This is a genomic window from Diaphorobacter sp. JS3051, assembly GCF_015832135.1.
In the GTDB taxonomy this organism is placed as follows: domain Bacteria; phylum Pseudomonadota; class Gammaproteobacteria; order Burkholderiales; family Burkholderiaceae_C; genus Diaphorobacter; species Diaphorobacter nitroreducens.
In genome coordinates, this window is record NZ_CP065406.1 from 191,507 (window position 1) to 209,082 (window position 17,576).

The following is a 17,576-nucleotide window of genomic DNA, read 5'->3' on the forward strand; positions in this document are numbered from 1 at the left end:
GGCATGTCTTCGCGCGCCTCCATTGCCTCTGCCTCCTCGGCCTCCGTGCCGCTTGTGTCATCTTCCAGCCCTGCCGACGAAGGCCTCTTGCGTGGTGCGTTGCGCCGGCTGGATGGCTGGATGACCACCCCGCTGTCGGCGCAGCAGGTGGTGGTGCGCCTGTCGCTGTACCTGGTACTGGCGGCCAACTGGCCGCTGTGGCTGCAGATCACGCGCATTGGCGGCGCGCCCAGCCTGTACCTGCGTTCAGCGGCTGCCTTGGCCGTGCTGACGGCGTGCGGCACGGTGGCCATCCTGGCATTCACCGCCTGGACGCGCGGCATGAAGCTGCTGTGGTGGCTGGTGGTCATGGTGGCCGCGCTGTCGCAGTACTACATGCTGACCTACAGCGTGGTCATGGACCCCAGCATGGCCGCCAACGTGCTGCAGACGGATGCGCGCGAGGTGGCCGATCTGCTGAGCCTGCGCATGCTGGCTGCGGTGCTGGCCGTCGCGGCGCTTCCCTCCTGGTGGTTGCTGCGTGTGCGTATTCCCGCCATGCGGCCGCTGCGCCAGGTGGGCCGCAACCTGGCGCTGCTGGTGCTGGCGCTGGGCCTGGCCGCCGGCACGGTGGCGGCCATGTCGCGGGACCTAGCGCCGCTGATGCGCAACCACCCGCACCTGCGCTACCTGATGAACCCCTTGGCCAGCCTGTACTCCACCTCCGTGTCGGCACTGCGACCGGTGTTCGCGCGCAGCCGCACGCTGGTGCCGATGACCCAGGGCGCCGCGCTGGGCGCCAGCTATGCGGCCGGGGCGCGGCCCACGCTGTTCGTGCTGGTGGTGGGCGAGACGGCGCGCGCGGACCATTTCGGCATCAACGGCTATGGCCGCGACACCACGCCGGAACTGACCAAACGCAACGTGATGAGCTGGCGCGAGGTGCGCTCGTGCGGCACCAGCACGCTGGCGTCGCTGCCTTGCATGTTCTCGCCACTGGGCAAGAGTGCATTCGAGTCGCGTGACAACGACTACGAGAACCTGCTGGACGTGGCGCAGGCCGCGGGTATGGGCGTGCTGTGGCTGGACAACCAGTCCGGCTGCAAGGGCGTGTGCGACCGCGTGCCGCACGCATCGGCCGCCGAAGGCCTGGATGCCGAGGCGCGCAAGCAGTTGTGCGATGGCGGAGAATGCCGCGACGAGGCCATGCTGCACAACCTGGATGCGCGCCTGGCCGCCTTGCCTGCGGCGCAGCGCGAGCGCGGCGTGCTGCTGGTGCTGCACCAGATGGGCAGCCATGGGCCGGCCTACTACAAGCGCTCGGCCGATGCAGGCAAGCGCTTCATGCCCGAATGCCGCACGGAAGTGCTGGCCGACTGCACCCACGGCGAACTGGTGAACGCCTACGACAACTCCATCGCCGCAACGGACGCCTTCCTGGGCAAGACCATCGACTGGCTGCGTGGCCAGAGCGCCAAGTACGACACGGCTCTGCTGTACCTGAGCGACCATGGCGAGTCGCTGGGCGAGTACGGGTTGTTCCTGCACGGCATGCCCTACGGCGTGGCGCCCGACATGCAAAAGCACGTGCCCATGGTGGCGTGGATGGACACCTCCTTCCTGCGCCGTGGCGGGCTGTCGGCCGACTGCCTGCGTGCCAGCGGCGATGCGCCGTTGACGCACGACAACCTCTACCACACCGTGCTGGGCCTGCTGGACGTGCAGTCGCCTTCCTACCAGCGCCCGCTGGATGCCTTCAGCGGCTGCCGGAGCACCGTATTGGCATCCAAATAAAAACAGCAGCCAGCGCTTATCTATAAAGCGCGAGCAGCTATTGTTTTAAGAGCATCTTGGCGCTCAGGCCTTCTTCTCGCGCGGCAGGCGGCCCATCAGGTAGAACTCGGGATTGGGCTGCATGCCGGCAAAGCTGGCCATGCGGTTGGACAGGCCGAAGAACGCGGTGATGGCGGCGATGTCCCAGATGTCCTCATCGTCAAAGCCGTGGGGGTACAGCGCCTCGAAGTCGGCGTCCTCGATCTCGTGCGCGCGCTGGCAGACCTTCATGGCGAAGTCGAGCATGGCCTTCTGGCGCGGCGGAATGTCGGCCTTGCGGTGGTTCACCGCTACCTGGTCGGCCACCAGCGGCTTCTTCTCGTAGATGCGCAGGATGGCCCCGTGTGCCACCACGCAGTACAGGCACTGGTTGGCGGCGCTGGTGGTGGTGACGATCATCTCGCGCTCGCCCTTGGTGAGGCTGCCTTCTTCCTTCAGCATCAGCGCATCGTGGTAGGCGAAGAACGCGCGCCATTCGGCCGGGCGGCGGGCGAACGCCAGGAACACGTTGGGGATGAACCCGGCCTTTTCCTGCACCTCCAGGATGCGGGCGCGGATGTCCTCGGGCAATGTGTTCAGGTCGGGGAAGGGATAGCGCTCGGCCATGGGTGTCTCCTGATTTTTTATGAAAGGTCTGGTCCGAGCATAGCCGAGCGTGCTGCACCTTCGCGCGAGCACAGCAGCGCCATCAATGCGTCCATGGCCTGACCCAGTGCGGCGATGTGCGGGTTGGCGGGTTCCAGTTGCTGCAGTGCGCACTGCGCGGCCTCCAGCGTGCTGAGCTGGTGCGGCGCGTGCGCCTTGCGCACGGCGTAACGCGTGGGCGGTACCTGCTGCAGGGCCAGGCGCGGCAGGGCCTGCAACGCAGGGTTGGCCCACAGCATCCTGCGGCTCTTGCGCCAGGTACCGTCCAGCACCACCAGGCGCAGCCGTTCGGGCGCTGCCAGCCAGTCGGTCGACAGCGGCGGTGCGGGCAGCATGGGGTGCTGCGGGTCGGGCGGCGTGGGCGGGTACAACAGCACTGCGCGGCGCGGTGCCTGCCGGTCGCCATCAACCCAGGGGGCGTTGATTTCCTGCGCCAAGGCAGCGTCGCCGAACGTTTCGCCCACCACGATGCGGCTGCCCGTCAGGCACAGGTGCAGCAGCCGTGCCGTGCCCTTGGCCTGGTGCTGCTCCAGCGGGTGCATGAGGATCAGTACTTGCACTTGGTGCGCCACGGGCCGCACGGCGGCGCAGATGCAGGCTGCGGCGGGGCGCTGGCAGCGGGGGCATACGGGCCGGCGGGGCAGGTGGGTGCAGGAGGGCATCGGGGTTGTCAAAAACAGAAGCGCCCAGCGCTTGTCGGGTAAGGGCTGGGCGGTATTTTGATGCCAGGCCCGGGTGCGGGCCTGGGCAGGGCGGCGGCGGTGCTTATTACAGCGTGCCGGCGCGCACGGCTTCCAGGGCAGCCTTCACGCCGGCGCCGTAGGCCGGGTCGGCCTGGGTGCAGTGCGCGATGTGGCGGTCAATGATGTGCTGCGACACGCCGTTGATGTTGCGCGCGGTGTTCTCGCACAGCAGGCGCTGCTTCTCCGGCGTCATCAGGCGGAACAGGTCGCCGGGCTGGGTGAAGTAGTCATCGTCGTCCTCGCGGTAGTTCCAGCGGCTGGCGTCGCCGTAGAGCTTTTCCACCGGTTCGGCGTACGCGGGCTGCTCCTGCCACGCACCCTGGGTGTTGGGTTCGTACGCAATGGTGCGGCCGGCATTGCCGTCCACACGCATGGCGCCGTCGCGGTGGTAGATGTTGACCGGGCAGCGCGCGGCGTTCACCGGGATCTGGTGGTGGTTCACACCCAGGCGGTAGCGCGCGGCGTCGGCGTACGAGAACAGGCGCGACTGCAGCATGCGGTCGGGCGACGGGCCGATGCCGGGCACCAGGTTGCTGGGCGCGAACGAGGCCTGCTCCACGTCGGCGTAGTAGTTGTCGGGGTTGCGGTTCAGCTCCATCACGCCGACTTCGATCAGCGGGAAGTCCTTCTTGCTCCACACCTTGGTCAGGTCGAAGGGGTGGAAGCGGTAGGTCTGCGCCTCTTCCTCGGTCATGATCTGCACGCACAGCTTCCACTTCGGAAAGTCGCCGCGGTCGATGGCTTGCAGCAGGTCGCGCTGGCTGCTTTCGCGGTCATGGGCGACCACGGCGGCGGCTTCCTGGTCGGACAGGTTCTCGATGCCCTGCTGGCAGACCCAGTGGAACTTCACGTAGTGGCGCTCGCCCGCGTGGTTAATGAGGCTGTAGGTGTGCGAGCCGAAGCCGTGCATGTGGCGGTAGCCGCGCGGAATGCCGCGGTCGCTCATCACGATGGTGATCTGGTGCAGCGCCTCAGGCAGGCCGGTCCAGAAGTCCCAGTTGCTCTCGGCGCTGCGCATGTTGGTGTAGGGGTCGCGCTTGACGGCCTTGTTCAGGTCGGGGAACTTGAGAGGGTCGCGGAAGAAGAAGACCGGCGTGTTGTTGCCCACCAGATCCCAGTTGCCTTCCTCGGTGTACATCTTCACGGCGAAGCCGCGGATGTCACGCTCGGCGTCGGCCGCGCCGCGCTCACCGGCCACGGTGGAAAAGCGCGCGAACAACTCGGTCTGCTTGCCGATCGCCGAGAACACCTTGGCGCGGGTGTAGCGGGTGATGTCGCCCGTCACGGTGAAGGTGCCGAAGGCGCCCGAGCCCTTGGCGTGCATGCGCCGCTCGGGGATCACCTCGCGGTGGAAGTGGGCGAGCTTTTCCAGGTGCCACAGGTCTTGCAGGAGCATGGGGCCGCGCGGGCCGGCGGTCAGGGAATCCTGGTTATTGGCCACGGGTGCGCCGGCGGCGGTAGTGAGGCGATGGGTCATGGGAGAGCTCCTTTCTGGACTGCTACAGGGTTAAATAGATACGAACTATTTGTTTTGAAGAATTATTGTTCTAATCTATTTAAAGGGCAAGCCAAAACCCATTGAATTTCCGCAACGCGGCAATAGGCGCAGGCTTGCCTACACTGTAGAGCGGTAACCTGGAAGAAGGTTTGACATGCATTACGACATCGTGATCGTGGGGGGTGGGGCCGGCGGCCTGGAACTGGCTGCGCGCCTGGGCCGCGCGCTGGGGCCGCGCCAAGGGCGTGAGCGGGTGCTGCTGGTGGACCGCTTTGCGTTCCACATCTGGAAGCCCACGCTGCACGAAGTCGCGGCCGGGACGCTAGACGCCCATCAGGAGGGTCTGTCGTACCCCGTGCTCGCACGGCGCAACCATTTCAGCTTCACCATGGGCGAACTGGCCGGGCTGGACGCCGCGCGCAAGACCATCGCCCTGGCCCCTCAGCGCAATGCACATGGCGAGGAGGTGGTGCCCGCGCGCACGCTGAGCTTCACGCGTTTGGTGCTGGCGCTGGGCAGCGGCTCCAACGCCTTTGGCACGCCGGGCATCGAACACGCCTATCTGCTGGAAAACGTGCGCGATGCGCAGCGCTTTCATGCCGACTGGCTGAGCGCCTGCGCGCGGGCATCGTTCACGGACAAGCGCGCCCTGTCCATCGCCATCGTGGGCGCGGGCGCCACGGGGGTGGAGCTGTCCGCCGAGCTGCTGGAAGCCCATGCCGAACTGCTGGAGAGCCTGGGCAGCAGCCAGCGTTTTCGGCTGGACGTGACGCTGGTGGAGGCGGGCGACCGCATTCTGGGCGGCCTGCCCGAGCGCATCTCTGCCCAGGCCGCCGTGGCCCTGCGCCGCAAGCAGGTGCGGGTGATGACGGGCACACGTGTGCTGGAGCTGCGCCCGGGCGTGCTGGTCACCTCGGCCGGAGAGATCGCGGCCGAGATGATGGTCTGGGCCGCGGGCATCAAGGCCGCGGACGCCAACGCCGCGCTGGGCCTGGAAGTGAACCGGCTCAACCAGTTCGTGGTGGACGAGCGGCTGCGCACCTCGGCCCCTGACGTGCTGGCCCTGGGCGACTGCGCGGCCTGCGTGTGGGAGGGCGGGCGCATGGTGCCGGCACGCGCGCAGGCCGCGCACCAGCAGGCCGACTACCTGGCGCGCGTGCTGCTGGCGCTGCTGCGCGAGCGCGAGGTGACGCAGCCCTTCGTCTACCGCGACTTCGGCTCACTCGTGTCGCTGGGCGAGAACAAGGGCGTGGGCAACCTGATGGGCGGCCTGGCGGGGCGCAACTTCTTCGTGGAAGGGCTGATCGCCAAGTGGATGTACATGTCGCTGCACCTGATGCACCACCGCGCCATCCTGGGCCTGGGCAAGACGGCGGTGCTGGCGCTGGCGCGGCTGCTGCAGCAACGCGTGTCGGGGCGGCTCAAACTGCACTGACCGGCGCGACGGCGGCTTCAAAAACCATAGCTGGCAGCGCTTGCTGCGATTGGATTTCAGGCAATAAACGCCTTGAACTGCTTGATTAGCAAGCGCCAACAGCTCACTTTTTTGATGACTTATCCCGCCAACAGCTTCTGCACCAGGTCCGCGGCCGTGGACGCGCCGTACTTGCGCATGAGCCGCGCGCGGTAGATCTCCACCGTGCGGTGGCTGATGTCCAGCGCGCGGCCGATCTCCTTGGAGGTCATGCCGTCCAGCAGCCGCGCGGCCACCTCGCGTTCGCGCGCCGTCAGCTCGGCGCGCACGGGGCGCTGCGCGCTCAGGTCCTCGAAGCTCCAGATGCCCGAGGCGTGCGGATCGTTGCGATCCAGCGCGCGACCGGACACGTGGCACCAGAAGGTTTCGCCGTTGGCGCGCTTCATGATGCGGTTGTCGGCATAGTGGCCGCGTGCGTTCAGGATGGGCGCCATGCGTGCGCCCAGCCGCTCATATTCGTCCGGGCTGGGGTAGAGGATCTGGAACGACTGGCCGATGAGCAGTTCGCGCGAGGCGCCGAACATCTCGCACACATGTCGGTTGCAATCCACCATGGTGCGGTTGCGCGAAATCACCAGGCCCACGGGTGCCATCTCGAAGGCCAAGCGGTAGTCGGCAACATTCATAGTGGTGCAAGTCTTTAGGGAAAACTACTTAAAAAACTACGTAGTATCGTAGCGTATCCACCCAGCAAACCAGGAGACTGTAGTGAACAAGCTTTACCCCTCGGCGGCCGAAGCGCTCAAGGGCGTCGTGGCCGATGGCCAGCTGATGGCCGTTGGCGGTTTCGGCCTGTGCGGCATTCCAGAGGCCTTGATCGATGCGCTGCAGGCCAGCGGCGTGAAGGACCTCACGGTGATTTCCAACAACGCGGGCGTTGACGGCTTCGGCCTGGGCAAGCTGCTGGAGACGCGCCAGATCAAGAAGATGATCAGCTCCTACGTGGGCGAGAACAAGGAATTCGAGCGCCAGTACCTCGCGGGCGAGCTGGAGCTGGAGTTCACCCCGCAGGGCACGCTGGCCGAGAAGCTGCGCGCCGGCGGCGCGGGCATCCCGGCCTTCTTCACCAAAACCGGCGTGGGCACCATCGTGGCCGAGGGCAAGGAGCTGCGCGAGTTCGACGGCGAGACCTACGTGATGGAGCGCTCGCTGGTGCCGCAGGTTTCGCTGGTCAAGGCGCAGCGGGCCGACAAGTCGGGCAATCTGCAGTTCCGCCTGACGGCACGCAACTTCAACCCGGCCGCCGCCATGGCGGGCAAGCTGTGCATCGTCGAGGTGGAGGAGGTGGTGGAGACGGGCGCCCTGGACCCCGACCAGATCCACCTGCCCGGCATCTACGTGCACCGCATCGTGCACAACCCGAACCCCGAGAAGCGCATCGAGAAGCGCACCATCACCGAGAAAGCAGGAGCCTGAACCATGCCGTGGACCCAAGACCAGATGGCGGCCCGCGCCGCGCAAGAACTCGAAGACGGCTTCTACGTCAACTTAGGGATAGGCATTCCCACGCTGGTGGCCAACTTCACCGGCGATAAAGAGGTGTGGCTGCAGTCGGAGAACGGCATGCTGGGCATCGGTGCCTTTCCCACCGAGGACAAGGTGGATGCCGACCTCATCAACGCCGGCAAGCAGACCGTCACCACCATCCCCGGTTCGTCCATCTTCAGTTCGGACCAGTCGTTCGCGATGATCCGCGGCGGCAAGATCAACCTGTCCATCCTGGGCGCCATGCAGGTCAGCGAGAAGGGCGACCTGGCCAACTGGATGATCCCCGGCAAGATGGTCAAGGGCATGGGCGGCGCCATGGACCTGGTGGCCGGTGTCAAGCGCGTGATCGTGCTCATGGAGCATGTGGCGCGCAAGAAGGACGGCACCACCGACCTGAAGATCCTGCCGGCCTGCACGCTGCCGCTGACGGGCGTGGGCGTGGTGGACCGCATCATCACCGACCTGGGCGTGATGGACGTCACCCCCGAAGGCCTGAAGCTGGTGGAGTTGGCGCCGGGCGTGAGCTTCGAGGACATCCAGTCCAAGACCGGCGTGCCGCTGCTGCGCTGAAGGCAGGCACCCGCCAGGCCGCCATGCGCATGCACGGCGGGGGCGCGGGGCCAAAACTACGGGCCGGGTGGGATCACCCGGCTTTTTTGTCTTTTTGCGCAAGGCAAAGCGCCGTATAGTGCGCGTGACATTTTTTAACATTTCGTCTGCGCATGAACGCACCCGACCTCAGCCCCGCGGCTTTTGCCGACGGAGACAGCCATTACCTGCGTGCCATCACCGACATGGCCGATCGCCGCACCGTGGTCACGCAGGAAGCGCTCTACACCGATCGGGGCATCAAGCTGGTGGACAAGGGCGCGCGCGTGGACAGCCGGCTCTACGACCGCTTGGTCAAGCACAAGCTGCGCGGCAGCATCGACGAGCATCTGGCCATGGACGACATGGTCAGCGTGCAGTCCATCGTGCAGCTGGCCGCGTCGCAGTGCGAGCACGACACGCTGGCCTATCTGCTGGTGCACACGCTGGAGGGCATGACCGCCGAGAAGCTGCTCGCGCCCGTGCGCGCCTTGCTGCTGCCGCCGTCGCTGGCCTTCAAGCTCACCGTCATGCGCGAGCAGCATCCAGCGCTGTTCGAGCACAGCGTGCGCATGATGCTGGCGGCCGTGTACCTGGGCATCAAGAGCGGCTGGAGCGACCGCGAATGCGTGCCTCTGGCGACGGCGGCGCTGCTGCACGACATCGGCGTGCTGCACATGGACCCCGTCTGGCACGACCCGGCCAACAAGATGACGGCCGTCGGGCGCCAGCAGCTCATGGCGCACCCCATCACGGCCATGTTGATCATCCGGGGGCAGAACATGTTCCCGCGCGTGGTGGAGCAGGCCGTGCTGGAACACCATGAATGCATGGATGGCAGCGGTTATCCGCGCGGCCTGCAGGGGGACCAGATCTCGCTCATGGGGCAGATCCTGATGGTGGCCGAGGTGGTGGCCGCCTTCTTCGAGAAATACGCCAACGAGGCTGCGGCCCAGCGCCTGTCGCTCACGCTGCGCCTGAACCACCGCAAGTTCCCCGCAGCGCTCATCGCCTGTCTGCTGCCCGTGCTGCAGATCCGCGCCGTGCAAACCGATGTACAGGTCACGCCGGCAGATGTGGAGCGGCTGATTGAGCAGTTGTCCACGGCCTTCGGCGACTGGGACACCCGCCGTGCCGGGCTGCCGCCAGAGGCTGCGGAATCCGAGGCCTGCGCCTTCGTGGAGCAGCGGCTTTCCGCGCTGCAAAAAACCCTGTTCGAGGCCGGCTCCCATCCCCAGCAGCAGGCCGAGGCCCTGCAGTACCTGCAGGGCGATGAACAAGGCCTGGCCGAACTGGCCCTGCTGGGGCGGGAAGCCCTGTGGCAGCTGCAGGGCATCGTGGATGCCACCCACAGCCGCTGGCTCACGCTGGAGCACAGCCCGCAGGCGGGCGACCAGGCGGTCGTGCAGTGGCGCGATGCCTGCGCGGTGCGCTTGGCGCAGCGCTGAGATTCGCTCCCTGACGCACCGCCGGATCAGACGCTAGGCCCTGACGCCGGCCGGGTTGGAGCCGCCAATCGCCGATGATTACTGTATATTTAAAAGGGGTATCTATTTAGCTCCAGCAGCCCCATTGATACTGTGATTTCATCCAGCAATGGTATCCGATTGGCTCTCCCCGGTGTTCTTGCTCACGACATCCCCATACGTCACTGGCGGCGTAACCACCGCTTGCTGCAGCAAGCGGTAAAACAGCATCCCGCGTGAGCTGGATGTGCGCCGGTTGAAACGGAACACGAATTCATCGAGATAGGCGTCCAGGTGGTCTGGCTGTACAGAGCCATGATGTGTTCCCAGCACCCAGCGCTGTACCAGTGAGGCGACCCGGTGCACTCCCGCCATGGAGACATGGGCAGGTACGCCTGAGCCGAGCATGACGGTGCGCTGGTGGGTGTAACCCAGTTCTCCCAGAGCGCGGTATGCCGCCGAACCATCCGTGCGTACCTGGGCTCCAGGCTCGACCACCTCCTGCACAAAGGGGATTACGTGGGTGGCGGCGTCTCGGTCAATGCGGCGTAACCGGATGCGCCCAAACCCCTTGGGCTCCACGATCTCCACCGCCATGACCATCAACACTTTGGTGGTGCTGCTCTTGCGCCCTGCAGGGGTGGCGGGATTCTTGCGATCCGTGATGGACAGGTACGTTTCATCCACCTCCACAAGCCCCTTGAGCTTGTCCCGGCCCGGGCGGACCATGGCACGTCGAAACCGGTGCAGCATGGTCCAGGCGGTCTGGTAGCTCCCCAAACCCAATACGCGCTGCAGCCCCAGGGCGCTCACGCCTTGTTTCTGATTGGTCAGGTACCAAGCTGCAGCCAGCCAGACACGCAGCGGTGTGCGCGTCTTGTCAAAGATGGTTCCAGATGTCACTGTGCCTTGGTACTGGCATGAGCGGCACATCAGGCGGGTGCGGCTGGCGCGGTACACATCGCCAGCGTTGCCGCAACGCGGGCAGACGAAGCCTTGGGGCCACCGAAGCTTCTCCAGGAACGCCTGGCAAGCCTCTTCGGTGGCAAACCAGTCAAGAAATTCGTTCCAGGTGCGGGGGTAGTCCCCTCCAGGAGTTGGCGTTAGCATCTGGGTTTCCATCCAGCTATTCTCACGTCACTGGAGCTAAATAGATACCCCTTATATTTGAACAGTATTCATCGGCGGTTCGCATGGCGGCTTTTCTTTCCTCTTCCCTGAACGCGCTGCCCGGCGTCTGGCAGGGCGATGCCTGGGCGCACGCGTCGCAGCCGGCGCTGGCCACGGGTCATGCGCCGCTGGATGCGCAACTGCCCGGTGGGGGGTGGCCGTTGGGGTGCATGAGCGAGTTGCTGCTGCCTCCCCAGGCCCATCCCGAGTGGGCCCTGGTGATGCCGGCCCTGGCCGCGCACCTGGCGCAAGGCCCGGGACGCGCGGTACTGGTCACGCCGCCGCTGGAGCCCTTCCTGCCGGCGCTGCAACCCCTGGGGCTTGCCGCCGACCGGCTGTGCTGCATTCACCCGCCCAGCCCGCGTGCGGACATGGCCGCGGCATGGGCCTGCGAACAGGCGCTGCGTTGCCGCGACGTGCGCGCCGTGCTGGCCTGGCTGCCGCAGGTGCCTGCCGCCGTGCTGCGGCGGCTGCAGCTGGCGGCTGCGCAGCACCGACAGCTGCTGTGGGTGATGCGTCCCGAGCGCTCGCGCGCGCAGGCATCGCCCGCGCCGCTGCGCCTGTGGCTGCAACCGCAGGGCGAGGAGCTGCACGTCCATGTCGTCAAGCGGCGCGGCCCGCCGCTGGCGCAGCCCGTGGCACTGCCCGCACGCCCGCCGGTACTGGCCGCGGCGCTGCAGGCACAGGCCCAATGGCGCCGCCAGGTGCAGGCGGCCGCCTGGGGCATGGGGGGCCGCACACCGCAGGAGGTGGAGGATGCATTGGCTTGCCTGGCACTTGCCACCCATTGAGGCCACGACCGGGCCCGCCACCGGGTCCGTGATCGGCCTGCCGCCTGCCGCGCAGGGCTGGTGGGCGCTGCGCTTCACGCCGCGCGTGGCCCTTGTGGACGAGGCGCTGCTGCTGGAGGTGAGCGGTACCGAACGCCTGTGGGGCGGGCGCGCCGCTCTGCAAAGCCTGCTGCGTGACCACGCGCCCCCCGGGCCCGAAACCCTGGAGGGCGGACCTCTCTGGGCCAGTGCGCCCACGGCGCTGCAGGCCCTGGCCCTGCTGCGCCTGCAGCGCCAGGGCCGGCCCGTGCCGCGGCGGCTGCCGCACGATCTGCCGGTTGCCACCCTCTCGGCGCTGCGCCCGCATGCCCAGGCGCTGCAGCAGCTGGGCTGCCGCACCTGGGGCGCCGTGCGTGCGCTGCCGCGCGCCGGGGTGGCGCGGCGCTTCGGCGCCGAACCCCTGGCGGCGCTGGACCGTGCCTGGGGCGACGCACCGCATGGCCTGGACTGGATCACGCTGCCCGAGCAGTTCGCGCTGGAGCTGGAACTGCCCGCGCTGGCCGAATCGGCCCCCGCGCTGCTGTGGGCCGGCCAGCGCCTGCTGGATGCACTGCAGGGCTGGCTGCGCGCGCGCCACCAGGGCGTGCAGGCGCTGGAGCTGGCCTGGCGCCATGACCTGCGCCGTATCGACGGCGTGGACCTGCCCCCCTGGCAGAGCCTCACGCTGCGCACGGCCGAACCGCTGCAGGGCATGGCGCACCTGCGCCGCCTGCTGGCCGAGCGCCTGGCGCACCAGCGCCTGGCCGCGCCCGTGAGCCGGCTGGCGCTGCGCAGCCTGCAAACCGCGCCCATGCCACAGGCCAGCGCGGACCTGCTGCCGCCCCAGCCAGGCGACGCGGGGGCGGGGCAGGGCGAGCCCTGGCACCAGTTCGTCGAGCGCCTCTCGGCCCGCCTGGGCGCGGACAGCCTGCGGGTGCCGCGGTCCCAGGCAGACCACCGTCCCGAATGCATGCAACAGTGGCAACCGGCCTTGGCGGCCCGCGCCGCGCCGCCGGCGCCCGCACAGGACTGCACCCTTGCGCCCTTGCTTCCGCCCTGGCTCGTGAGGCCTCCGCGGCCGCTGGCCCTGCGCGGCAGCCGGCCTTGCCTGCACGGCCAGCCGCTGCGCTTGCTGGACGGACCGCAGCGCGTGGAAACCGGCTGGTGGGAGGCCGCAGCGGACCTGAACGACGACGAGAGCGATGTGCAAGGCAATGCACACAATGGCGCGCAGGACGGTGGCTCGGCCCTGGTGCGGCGCGACTATTTCGTTGCCCACAACCCGGCGGCGGGCACCGTCTGGATCTTCCGCGACCGGGCGACGGGCGGCTGGTTCTTGCAGGGGGTGTACGGATGATGCTGCCCGCCTACGCAGAGCTGCACGCGCTGAGCAACTTCAGCTTTCAGCGCGGCGCCTCGCACCCGCAGGAACTGGTGCAGCGCGCGCACAAACTGGGCTACAGCGCCCTGGCGCTGACCGACGAATGCTCCGTCGCCGGCGTGGTGCGCGCCCATGGCGCGGCGCAGGCGCTGGGCCTGCCGCTCATCGTGGGCAGCGAGTTCTGCTGGGGCGACGTGCGCATCGTGGCGCTGGCGCGCGACGTGCAAGGCTGGGGCGACCTGTGCGAATTCATTACCGCCGCGCGCCAGCGTGCCGGCAAGGGCGGCTACCGCGTGGATGCTCAGTCGCCCTGGGCGCTGCTGCAGGGCTGCGAGGTGCTGCTGGCGCTCCGTCGTGAGGCGTTTGTGGATGCTTCTGATTTAATAGCTGTCAGCGCTTGTCTAGAAAGCGTTAGAGGCCTATTTGGCTCTAACTGCTGGCTGGCGGTAGAGCTGCACACCGCACCGGACGACGGTCTGTGGCTGCGCACGCTCACGCAGGCCGGCGCGCAGCTGGGCCTGCCGTTGGTGGCCGCGGGTGACGTGCACATGCACTCGCGCGCGGCCAAGCCGCTGCAGGACGTACTGACCGCCGTGCGCCTGGGCCGCAGCGTGGCCGCGTGCGGCTTCGCGCTGCAGCCGCATGCCGAAAAGCGCCTGCGCCCACGCAGCCGACTGGCGGGCCTGTACCCACCCGCGCTGCTGGCGGCCACGCTGCAGGTGGCGGCGCGCTGCACCTTCAGCCTGAACGAGATCAAGTACCGCTACCCGCTGGAGACCGTGCAGCCCGGCATGACGGCAAGCCAGACGCTGGCCTGCCTCACCTGGGAGGGCGCGCGTGTCCGTTACCCCGATGGCGTGCCAGAAGCGGTGGCGACGCAGGTCGAGAAGGAGTTGGCGCTGATCGCCGAGTGCGGGTACGAGATGTACTTCCTCACGGTGCACGACATCGTGCGCTATGCGCGCAGCCAGGACATCCTGTGCCAGGGGCGGGGCTCGGCGGCCAACTCGGCGGTGTGTTATTGCCTGGGCATCACGGCGGTGGACCCGCAGAAGACGCGCCTGCTGTTCGAGCGTTTCATCAGCCGCGAACGCAGCGAGCCGCCCGACATCGACGTGGACTTCGAGCACGACCGGCGCGAGACCGTCATCCAGTACATCTACGACAAGTACGGGCGCGATCGCTCCGCGATCGCCGCGGTGGTCATCAGCTACCGCACGCGCAGCGCCCTGCGCGACGTGGGCAAGGCCCTGGGCGTGGCGCCGGCGCTGGTGGATGCGTTCGCCAAGGAACACCACTGGTTCGACGACGTGCTGGCCACGGAGCACCTGCTGGCGCTGGCCGAGCGCCTGGGCGAGCCGCTGGGCGCGCACACGGCCGCGCTGTGGCTGCAGCTGGCGCGCCAGTTGCGCGGCTTTCCGCGCCACCTGAGCCAGCACGTGGGCGGCTTCGTGCTCACCGAGGGCAAGCTCACGCGCCTGGTGCCCGTGGAGCCGGCCGCCATGGACGGGCGCTCCATCATCCAGTGGGACAAGGACGATCTGGACGCCATGGGCCTCTTGAAGGTGGACGTGCTGGCGCTGGGCATGCTCAGCGCGCTGCGCCGCTGCCTGGAAATGCGTGCCGCGCTGCGGGGCGAATCATGGGACCTGGCCGACATCCCGCCCGAAGACCCGGCCACCTACGACATGGTCTGCCGCGCTGACACCGTGGGCGTGTTCCAGATCGAGAGCCGCGCGCAGATGAGCATGCTGCCGCGCCTGCAGCCGCGCGAGTTCTACGACCTGGTGGTGCAGGTGGCGATCGTGCGGCCCGGGCCCATCCAGGGCGGCATGGTGCACCCCTACCTGCAGGCGCGCGAGCGCCGGCGCCAGTGGCAGCGCAGGCAGCGCACGAAGCGCGAGGAGCCGTTCCCCATTGAATACCCGAGGCTCGGCAACGCCCTGCGGCGCACGCTGGGCGTGCCCATCTTCCAGGAACAGGTGATGCAGATCGCCATCGACGGCGCGGGCTTCAGCGCGGGCCAGGCCGACGAGCTGCGCCGCTCCATGGCCGCCTGGCGGCGCAAGGGCGAGGTGCACCGCTTCGAGAAGCCCTTCAAGGACGGTCTGTTGGCGAACGGCTACCCGCCGGAATTTGCCGACCGGCTGTTCCAGCAGATCCTGGGCTTTGGCGAATACGGCTTTCCCGAAAGCCATGCCTACAGCTTTGCGCTGCTGGCCTACGCCAGCAGCTGGCTCAAGCGGCACGAGCCTGCGTGCTTCCTGGCCGCGCTGCTCAATGCGCAGCCGCTGGGCTTTTACACACCGGCGCAACTGGTGCAGGACGCGCGCCGCCATGGCGTGCGCGTGCTGCCCATCGACGTGGCGACGAGCGACGTGGACTGCACACTGGAGGAGCCCCTGGCACCCGTTGCCGGCGTGTCCTTGGCGCAGCCGGCCGTGCGCCTGGGCCTGCGGCTGGTGGCGGGGCTGGGCGCGGCGGCGGCCGAGCGGCTGGTGCAGGCGCGCGGCAGCGGCCCCTTTGTCAACAGCGAAGACCTGGCCCTGCGCGCGCGGCTGGACCGGCAGGATCTGCAGGCCCTGGCCGCGGCTGATGCGCTGCGCGCGCTGGCGGGCCACCGGCGCCAGCAGATGTGGGACGCCGCGGCCCAGCTGCGCGCTCCGCCGCTGCTGCAGGACGCGCCCGTGCATGAGGCCGCCCTGCAGTTGCCCGCCGCACCAGAGGGCGAAGACATCTTGTGGGACTACGCCGCCACGGGCCTGACGCTGCGGCGCCACCCCCTGGCGCTGCTGCGCGAGAAGCTGCAGCGCTGGCGGCTGGCCACGGCGCAGCAGTTGCAATCGGCGCCCCATGGGCGGCGCGTGCGTGCCTGCGGCATCGTCACCGTGCGCCAGCGGCCGGGCTCAGCCAACGGCACGATGTTCGTCACGCTGGAGGACGAGACCGGCTCGGTCAATGTGATCGTGTGGCCCGCGCGGCTGGAGCGCTGGCGCAGCGCGCTGCTGCGCTCGCGCCTGCTGGCGGTGGAGGGCGTGTGGCAGTGTGCCCGCGCACCGGGCGCGGACACGGCCGTGCGCCACCTGGTGGGCGAGCGGTTCAAGGACCTCACGCCGCTGCTGGGCCGCCTGGCGCAGGCGCTGGACGGCAGCCGCGACTTCCATTGAGTTTCAAGAGAAATAAGGCTCTGGCGCTTATGTGACAAGCGCTGACAGCTATCAAAACGATAGTCAGCATGGCCCCACGGGCCGGCCCGAGCGCCATTCCTGTGGAATCAGCGCGTACAGCGGCGTGGGGTCGCGCACGAACAGCTGCGGTGTGGGCGGCGGCTGCAGGGTGAGCACCGAACCCTCGGGCGACAGCTCCATGGTGGAGAGCTGGCGCATCCAGGCCACATCGATCGTGCCGTCGGGCGCGGGGCGCGAGTAGATCAGCTCCAGCATGCGCTTGGCGGGTCGGCTGCCGCTGGCGGCGGCGATCTGGTACAGGCGGATGGCTTCGGTGTAATTGGACGGCACGCCGTCGCCGCGGTGGTAGCGGCGCGCCTGCGCCAGCCATTCGTCGGCCGTGTGCGGGGCGGGCTGTGCGCTGATGGTCTGCTCCATGCGGCTGGCCAGCAGCCGGGCATTGGAGGCTGCCGCGGGCGAGCGCGGCGCCGCCGCGCGGAACTGTGCCAGCGCATCGGGCAAGCGCGCCGCGGCGATCTGGCGCAGGCCCAGTTCGTTGAGCGCCTGGGCACTGCCGGCCTGGGCGGCGCGCTGCAGCAGGGCTGCGTGTCCGTTCTCCTGCGGGGGCGCATCCGGCGCGCGCGGTGCGGCGGCGGGAGGCGGCAGCGGGGCCAGGCGCTCCTGCGCCCACCATTCCAGCAGCAGCGCCAGCGGCGCGTCCACCGCACGCAACTGGGCGATCCACGGGCGCGCGGCCGCAGGTTGCGGCGGGCCCACGCAGCCATCGATCTCGCACCAGGCCAGGCCGGCGCTGGCGTAGGGCTCACCCAGCGCGCGGGCGCGCTCGAACCAGTACCGCGCCTGCGTGCGGTCCAGGGGCACGCGCTCGCCGTGCAGGTACAGCAGGCCCAGGACCCAGGCGCTGCGCGCGGCGGCCTTTTCCGCTGCGCTGCCCTTGCGCGCTGGCGCCAGCGCCGTGGCGCGCAACCGGCGCAACTGCGCCAGGGTGGCCTCGTCCTCGGGCTGGGGCAGGCGCAGCGGTTCGGCCTGGGGTTGGCCGGAGGGCTGGATGCGCGGCACGCTGGAGGAGCCGGATGGCTCGATCAGCGGGGCCGCGGGCTGCACCGCCGGCGGCGTGAAGTCGCCGCCGCCCTGGCTGGGCTGGATGGCGGGCTGCGGCAGCGCTTCGATGCGCGCTTGGGCCGGAGCCAGCAGCGTGCACGCCAGGAGCAGCACGACCGGCAGGGCCAGTCGTCTGCCGCCGGGCGGCAGGGCGGCACCGGCCCGGGGCGCGAAAGGGCGGAGCAGGGGCGTCATGGCGGCGTCCTGGCGAGG

General features: G+C 68.6%; 14 protein-coding genes. 8 read left to right on the forward strand and 6 right to left on the reverse strand.

The features are described from left to right. Positions 1-120 precede the first annotated feature (120 nt). Complete coding sequence (locus I3K84_RS00980) at positions 121-1,773, forward strand: phosphoethanolamine transferase (RefSeq protein ID WP_196996049.1); 1,653 nt, start codon at positions 121-123, stop codon at positions 1,771-1,773. A 63-nt stretch (positions 1,774-1,836) separates the two neighbouring features. Here I3K84_RS00980 and I3K84_RS00985 read toward each other — a convergent pair whose 3' ends face one another. From I3K84_RS00985 to I3K84_RS00995, 3 genes are all read right to left on the reverse strand, one after another. Further along, a complete protein-coding gene (locus I3K84_RS00985) occupies positions 1,837-2,418 on the reverse strand; it encodes a peroxidase-related enzyme (RefSeq protein ID WP_015913292.1) in 582 nt (193 codons plus the stop codon). A 17-nt stretch (positions 2,419-2,435) separates the two neighbouring features. Further along, positions 2,436-3,119, reverse strand: coding sequence for a tRNA-uridine aminocarboxypropyltransferase (locus tag I3K84_RS00990; RefSeq protein WP_196995330.1), 684 nt, complete (start codon positions 3,117-3,119; stop codon positions 2,436-2,438). Between the two features lie 106 nt (positions 3,120-3,225). Further along, positions 3,226-4,677 (reverse strand): catalase, encoded by a 1,452-nt coding sequence (locus I3K84_RS00995; RefSeq protein ID WP_015913294.1) that lies wholly within the window; start codon positions 4,675-4,677, stop codon positions 3,226-3,228. A gap of 175 nt (positions 4,678-4,852) precedes the next feature. On the opposite strand from I3K84_RS00995, the gene I3K84_RS01000 reads away from it, so the two are divergent. Beyond that, positions 4,853-6,133, forward strand: coding sequence for an NAD(P)/FAD-dependent oxidoreductase (locus I3K84_RS01000; protein ID WP_015913295.1), 1,281 nt, complete (start codon positions 4,853-4,855; stop codon positions 6,131-6,133). Between the two features lie 119 nt (positions 6,134-6,252). Here I3K84_RS01000 and I3K84_RS01005 read toward each other — a convergent pair whose 3' ends face one another. After that, positions 6,253-6,798, reverse strand: a complete 546-nt coding sequence (locus I3K84_RS01005) for a PAS and helix-turn-helix domain-containing protein (RefSeq protein ID WP_088886809.1) — start codon at positions 6,796-6,798, stop codon at positions 6,253-6,255. Positions 6,799-6,880: 82 nt separating this feature from the next. Here I3K84_RS01005 and I3K84_RS01010 point away from each other — a divergent pair, with 82 nt between their 5' ends. The 3 genes from I3K84_RS01010 to I3K84_RS01020 all read left to right on the forward strand — a co-directional run bounded on the left by I3K84_RS01010 (position 6,881) and on the right by I3K84_RS01020 (position 9,696). Then, entirely contained in the window at positions 6,881-7,588 is a 708-nt protein-coding gene (locus tag I3K84_RS01010; RefSeq protein WP_011805209.1) for a CoA transferase subunit A, read from the forward strand. 3 nt (positions 7,589-7,591) lie between these two features. Next, on the forward strand, positions 7,592-8,230 hold the full coding sequence (locus I3K84_RS01015) for a 3-oxoacid CoA-transferase subunit B (RefSeq protein ID WP_011805210.1): 639 nt from the start codon (positions 7,592-7,594) through the stop codon (positions 8,228-8,230). Positions 8,231-8,382: 152 nt separating this feature from the next. Continuing rightward, the gene (locus tag I3K84_RS01020) at positions 8,383-9,696 is read left to right on the forward strand and encodes an HD-GYP domain-containing protein (protein ID WP_196995331.1); all 1,314 of its coding nucleotides are present in this window, start codon (positions 8,383-8,385) and stop codon (positions 9,694-9,696) included. A 138-nt stretch (positions 9,697-9,834) separates the two neighbouring features. Here I3K84_RS01020 and I3K84_RS01025 read toward each other — a convergent pair whose 3' ends face one another. Further along, positions 9,835-10,836, reverse strand: a complete 1,002-nt coding sequence (locus I3K84_RS01025) for an IS1595-like element ISCsp2 family transposase (RefSeq protein ID WP_011805635.1) — start codon at positions 10,834-10,836, stop codon at positions 9,835-9,837. 71 nt (positions 10,837-10,907) lie between these two features. Here I3K84_RS01025 and imuA point away from each other — a divergent pair, with 71 nt between their 5' ends. Genes imuA through I3K84_RS01040 form a run of 3 tightly spaced genes read left to right on the forward strand, consistent with a single transcriptional unit; the run spans position 10,908 to position 16,241 of the window. Beyond that, positions 10,908-11,675 (forward strand): translesion DNA synthesis-associated protein ImuA, encoded by a 768-nt coding sequence (gene imuA, locus I3K84_RS01030; protein ID WP_196995332.1) that lies wholly within the window; start codon positions 10,908-10,910, stop codon positions 11,673-11,675. Then, entirely contained in the window at positions 11,641-13,050 is a 1,410-nt protein-coding gene (locus tag I3K84_RS01035) for a DNA polymerase Y family protein (RefSeq protein WP_196995333.1), read from the forward strand. Before imuA ends, I3K84_RS01035 begins: the two co-directional genes overlap by 35 nt. Next, positions 13,047-16,241 (forward strand): error-prone DNA polymerase, encoded by a 3,195-nt coding sequence (locus tag I3K84_RS01040; protein ID WP_196995334.1) that lies wholly within the window; start codon positions 13,047-13,049, stop codon positions 16,239-16,241. Before I3K84_RS01035 ends, I3K84_RS01040 begins: the two co-directional genes overlap by 4 nt. Positions 16,242-16,304: 63 nt before the next feature. Here I3K84_RS01040 and I3K84_RS01045 read toward each other — a convergent pair whose 3' ends face one another. Continuing rightward, the gene (locus tag I3K84_RS01045; RefSeq protein WP_196995335.1) at positions 16,305-17,558 is read right to left on the reverse strand and encodes an SEL1-like repeat protein; all 1,254 of its coding nucleotides are present in this window, start codon (positions 17,556-17,558) and stop codon (positions 16,305-16,307) included. Between the last annotated feature and the right edge of the window lie 18 nt (positions 17,559-17,576).

Coding starts and splice junctions, on each gene's coding strand:
- I3K84_RS01035 (WP_196995333.1), top strand. CDS start 11,641: ATGCATTGGCTTGCCTGGCACTTGCCACCCATTGAGGCCACGACCGGG.
- I3K84_RS00995 (WP_015913294.1), bottom strand. CDS start 4,677: ATGACCCATCGCCTCACTACCGCCGCCGGCGCACCCGTGGCCAATAAC.
- I3K84_RS01015 (WP_011805210.1), top strand. CDS start 7,592: ATGCCGTGGACCCAAGACCAGATGGCGGCCCGCGCCGCGCAAGAACTC.
- I3K84_RS00980 (WP_196996049.1), top strand. CDS start 121: ATGACCACCCCGCTGTCGGCGCAGCAGGTGGTGGTGCGCCTGTCGCTG.
- I3K84_RS01045 (WP_196995335.1), bottom strand. CDS start 17,558: ATGACGCCCCTGCTCCGCCCTTTCGCGCCCCGGGCCGGTGCCGCCCTG.
- I3K84_RS01040 (WP_196995334.1), top strand. CDS start 13,047: ATGATGCTGCCCGCCTACGCAGAGCTGCACGCGCTGAGCAACTTCAGC.
- I3K84_RS00985 (WP_015913292.1), bottom strand. CDS start 2,418: ATGGCCGAGCGCTATCCCTTCCCCGACCTGAACACATTGCCCGAGGAC.
- imuA (WP_196995332.1), top strand. CDS start 10,908: ATGGCGGCTTTTCTTTCCTCTTCCCTGAACGCGCTGCCCGGCGTCTGG.
- I3K84_RS00990 (WP_196995330.1), bottom strand. CDS start 3,119: ATGCCCTCCTGCACCCACCTGCCCCGCCGGCCCGTATGCCCCCGCTGC.
- I3K84_RS01005 (WP_088886809.1), bottom strand. CDS start 6,798: ATGAATGTTGCCGACTACCGCTTGGCCTTCGAGATGGCACCCGTGGGC.
- I3K84_RS01020 (WP_196995331.1), top strand. CDS start 8,383: ATGAACGCACCCGACCTCAGCCCCGCGGCTTTTGCCGACGGAGACAGC.
- I3K84_RS01025 (WP_011805635.1), bottom strand. CDS start 10,836: ATGGAAACCCAGATGCTAACGCCAACTCCTGGAGGGGACTACCCCCGC.
- I3K84_RS01000 (WP_015913295.1), top strand. CDS start 4,853: ATGCATTACGACATCGTGATCGTGGGGGGTGGGGCCGGCGGCCTGGAA.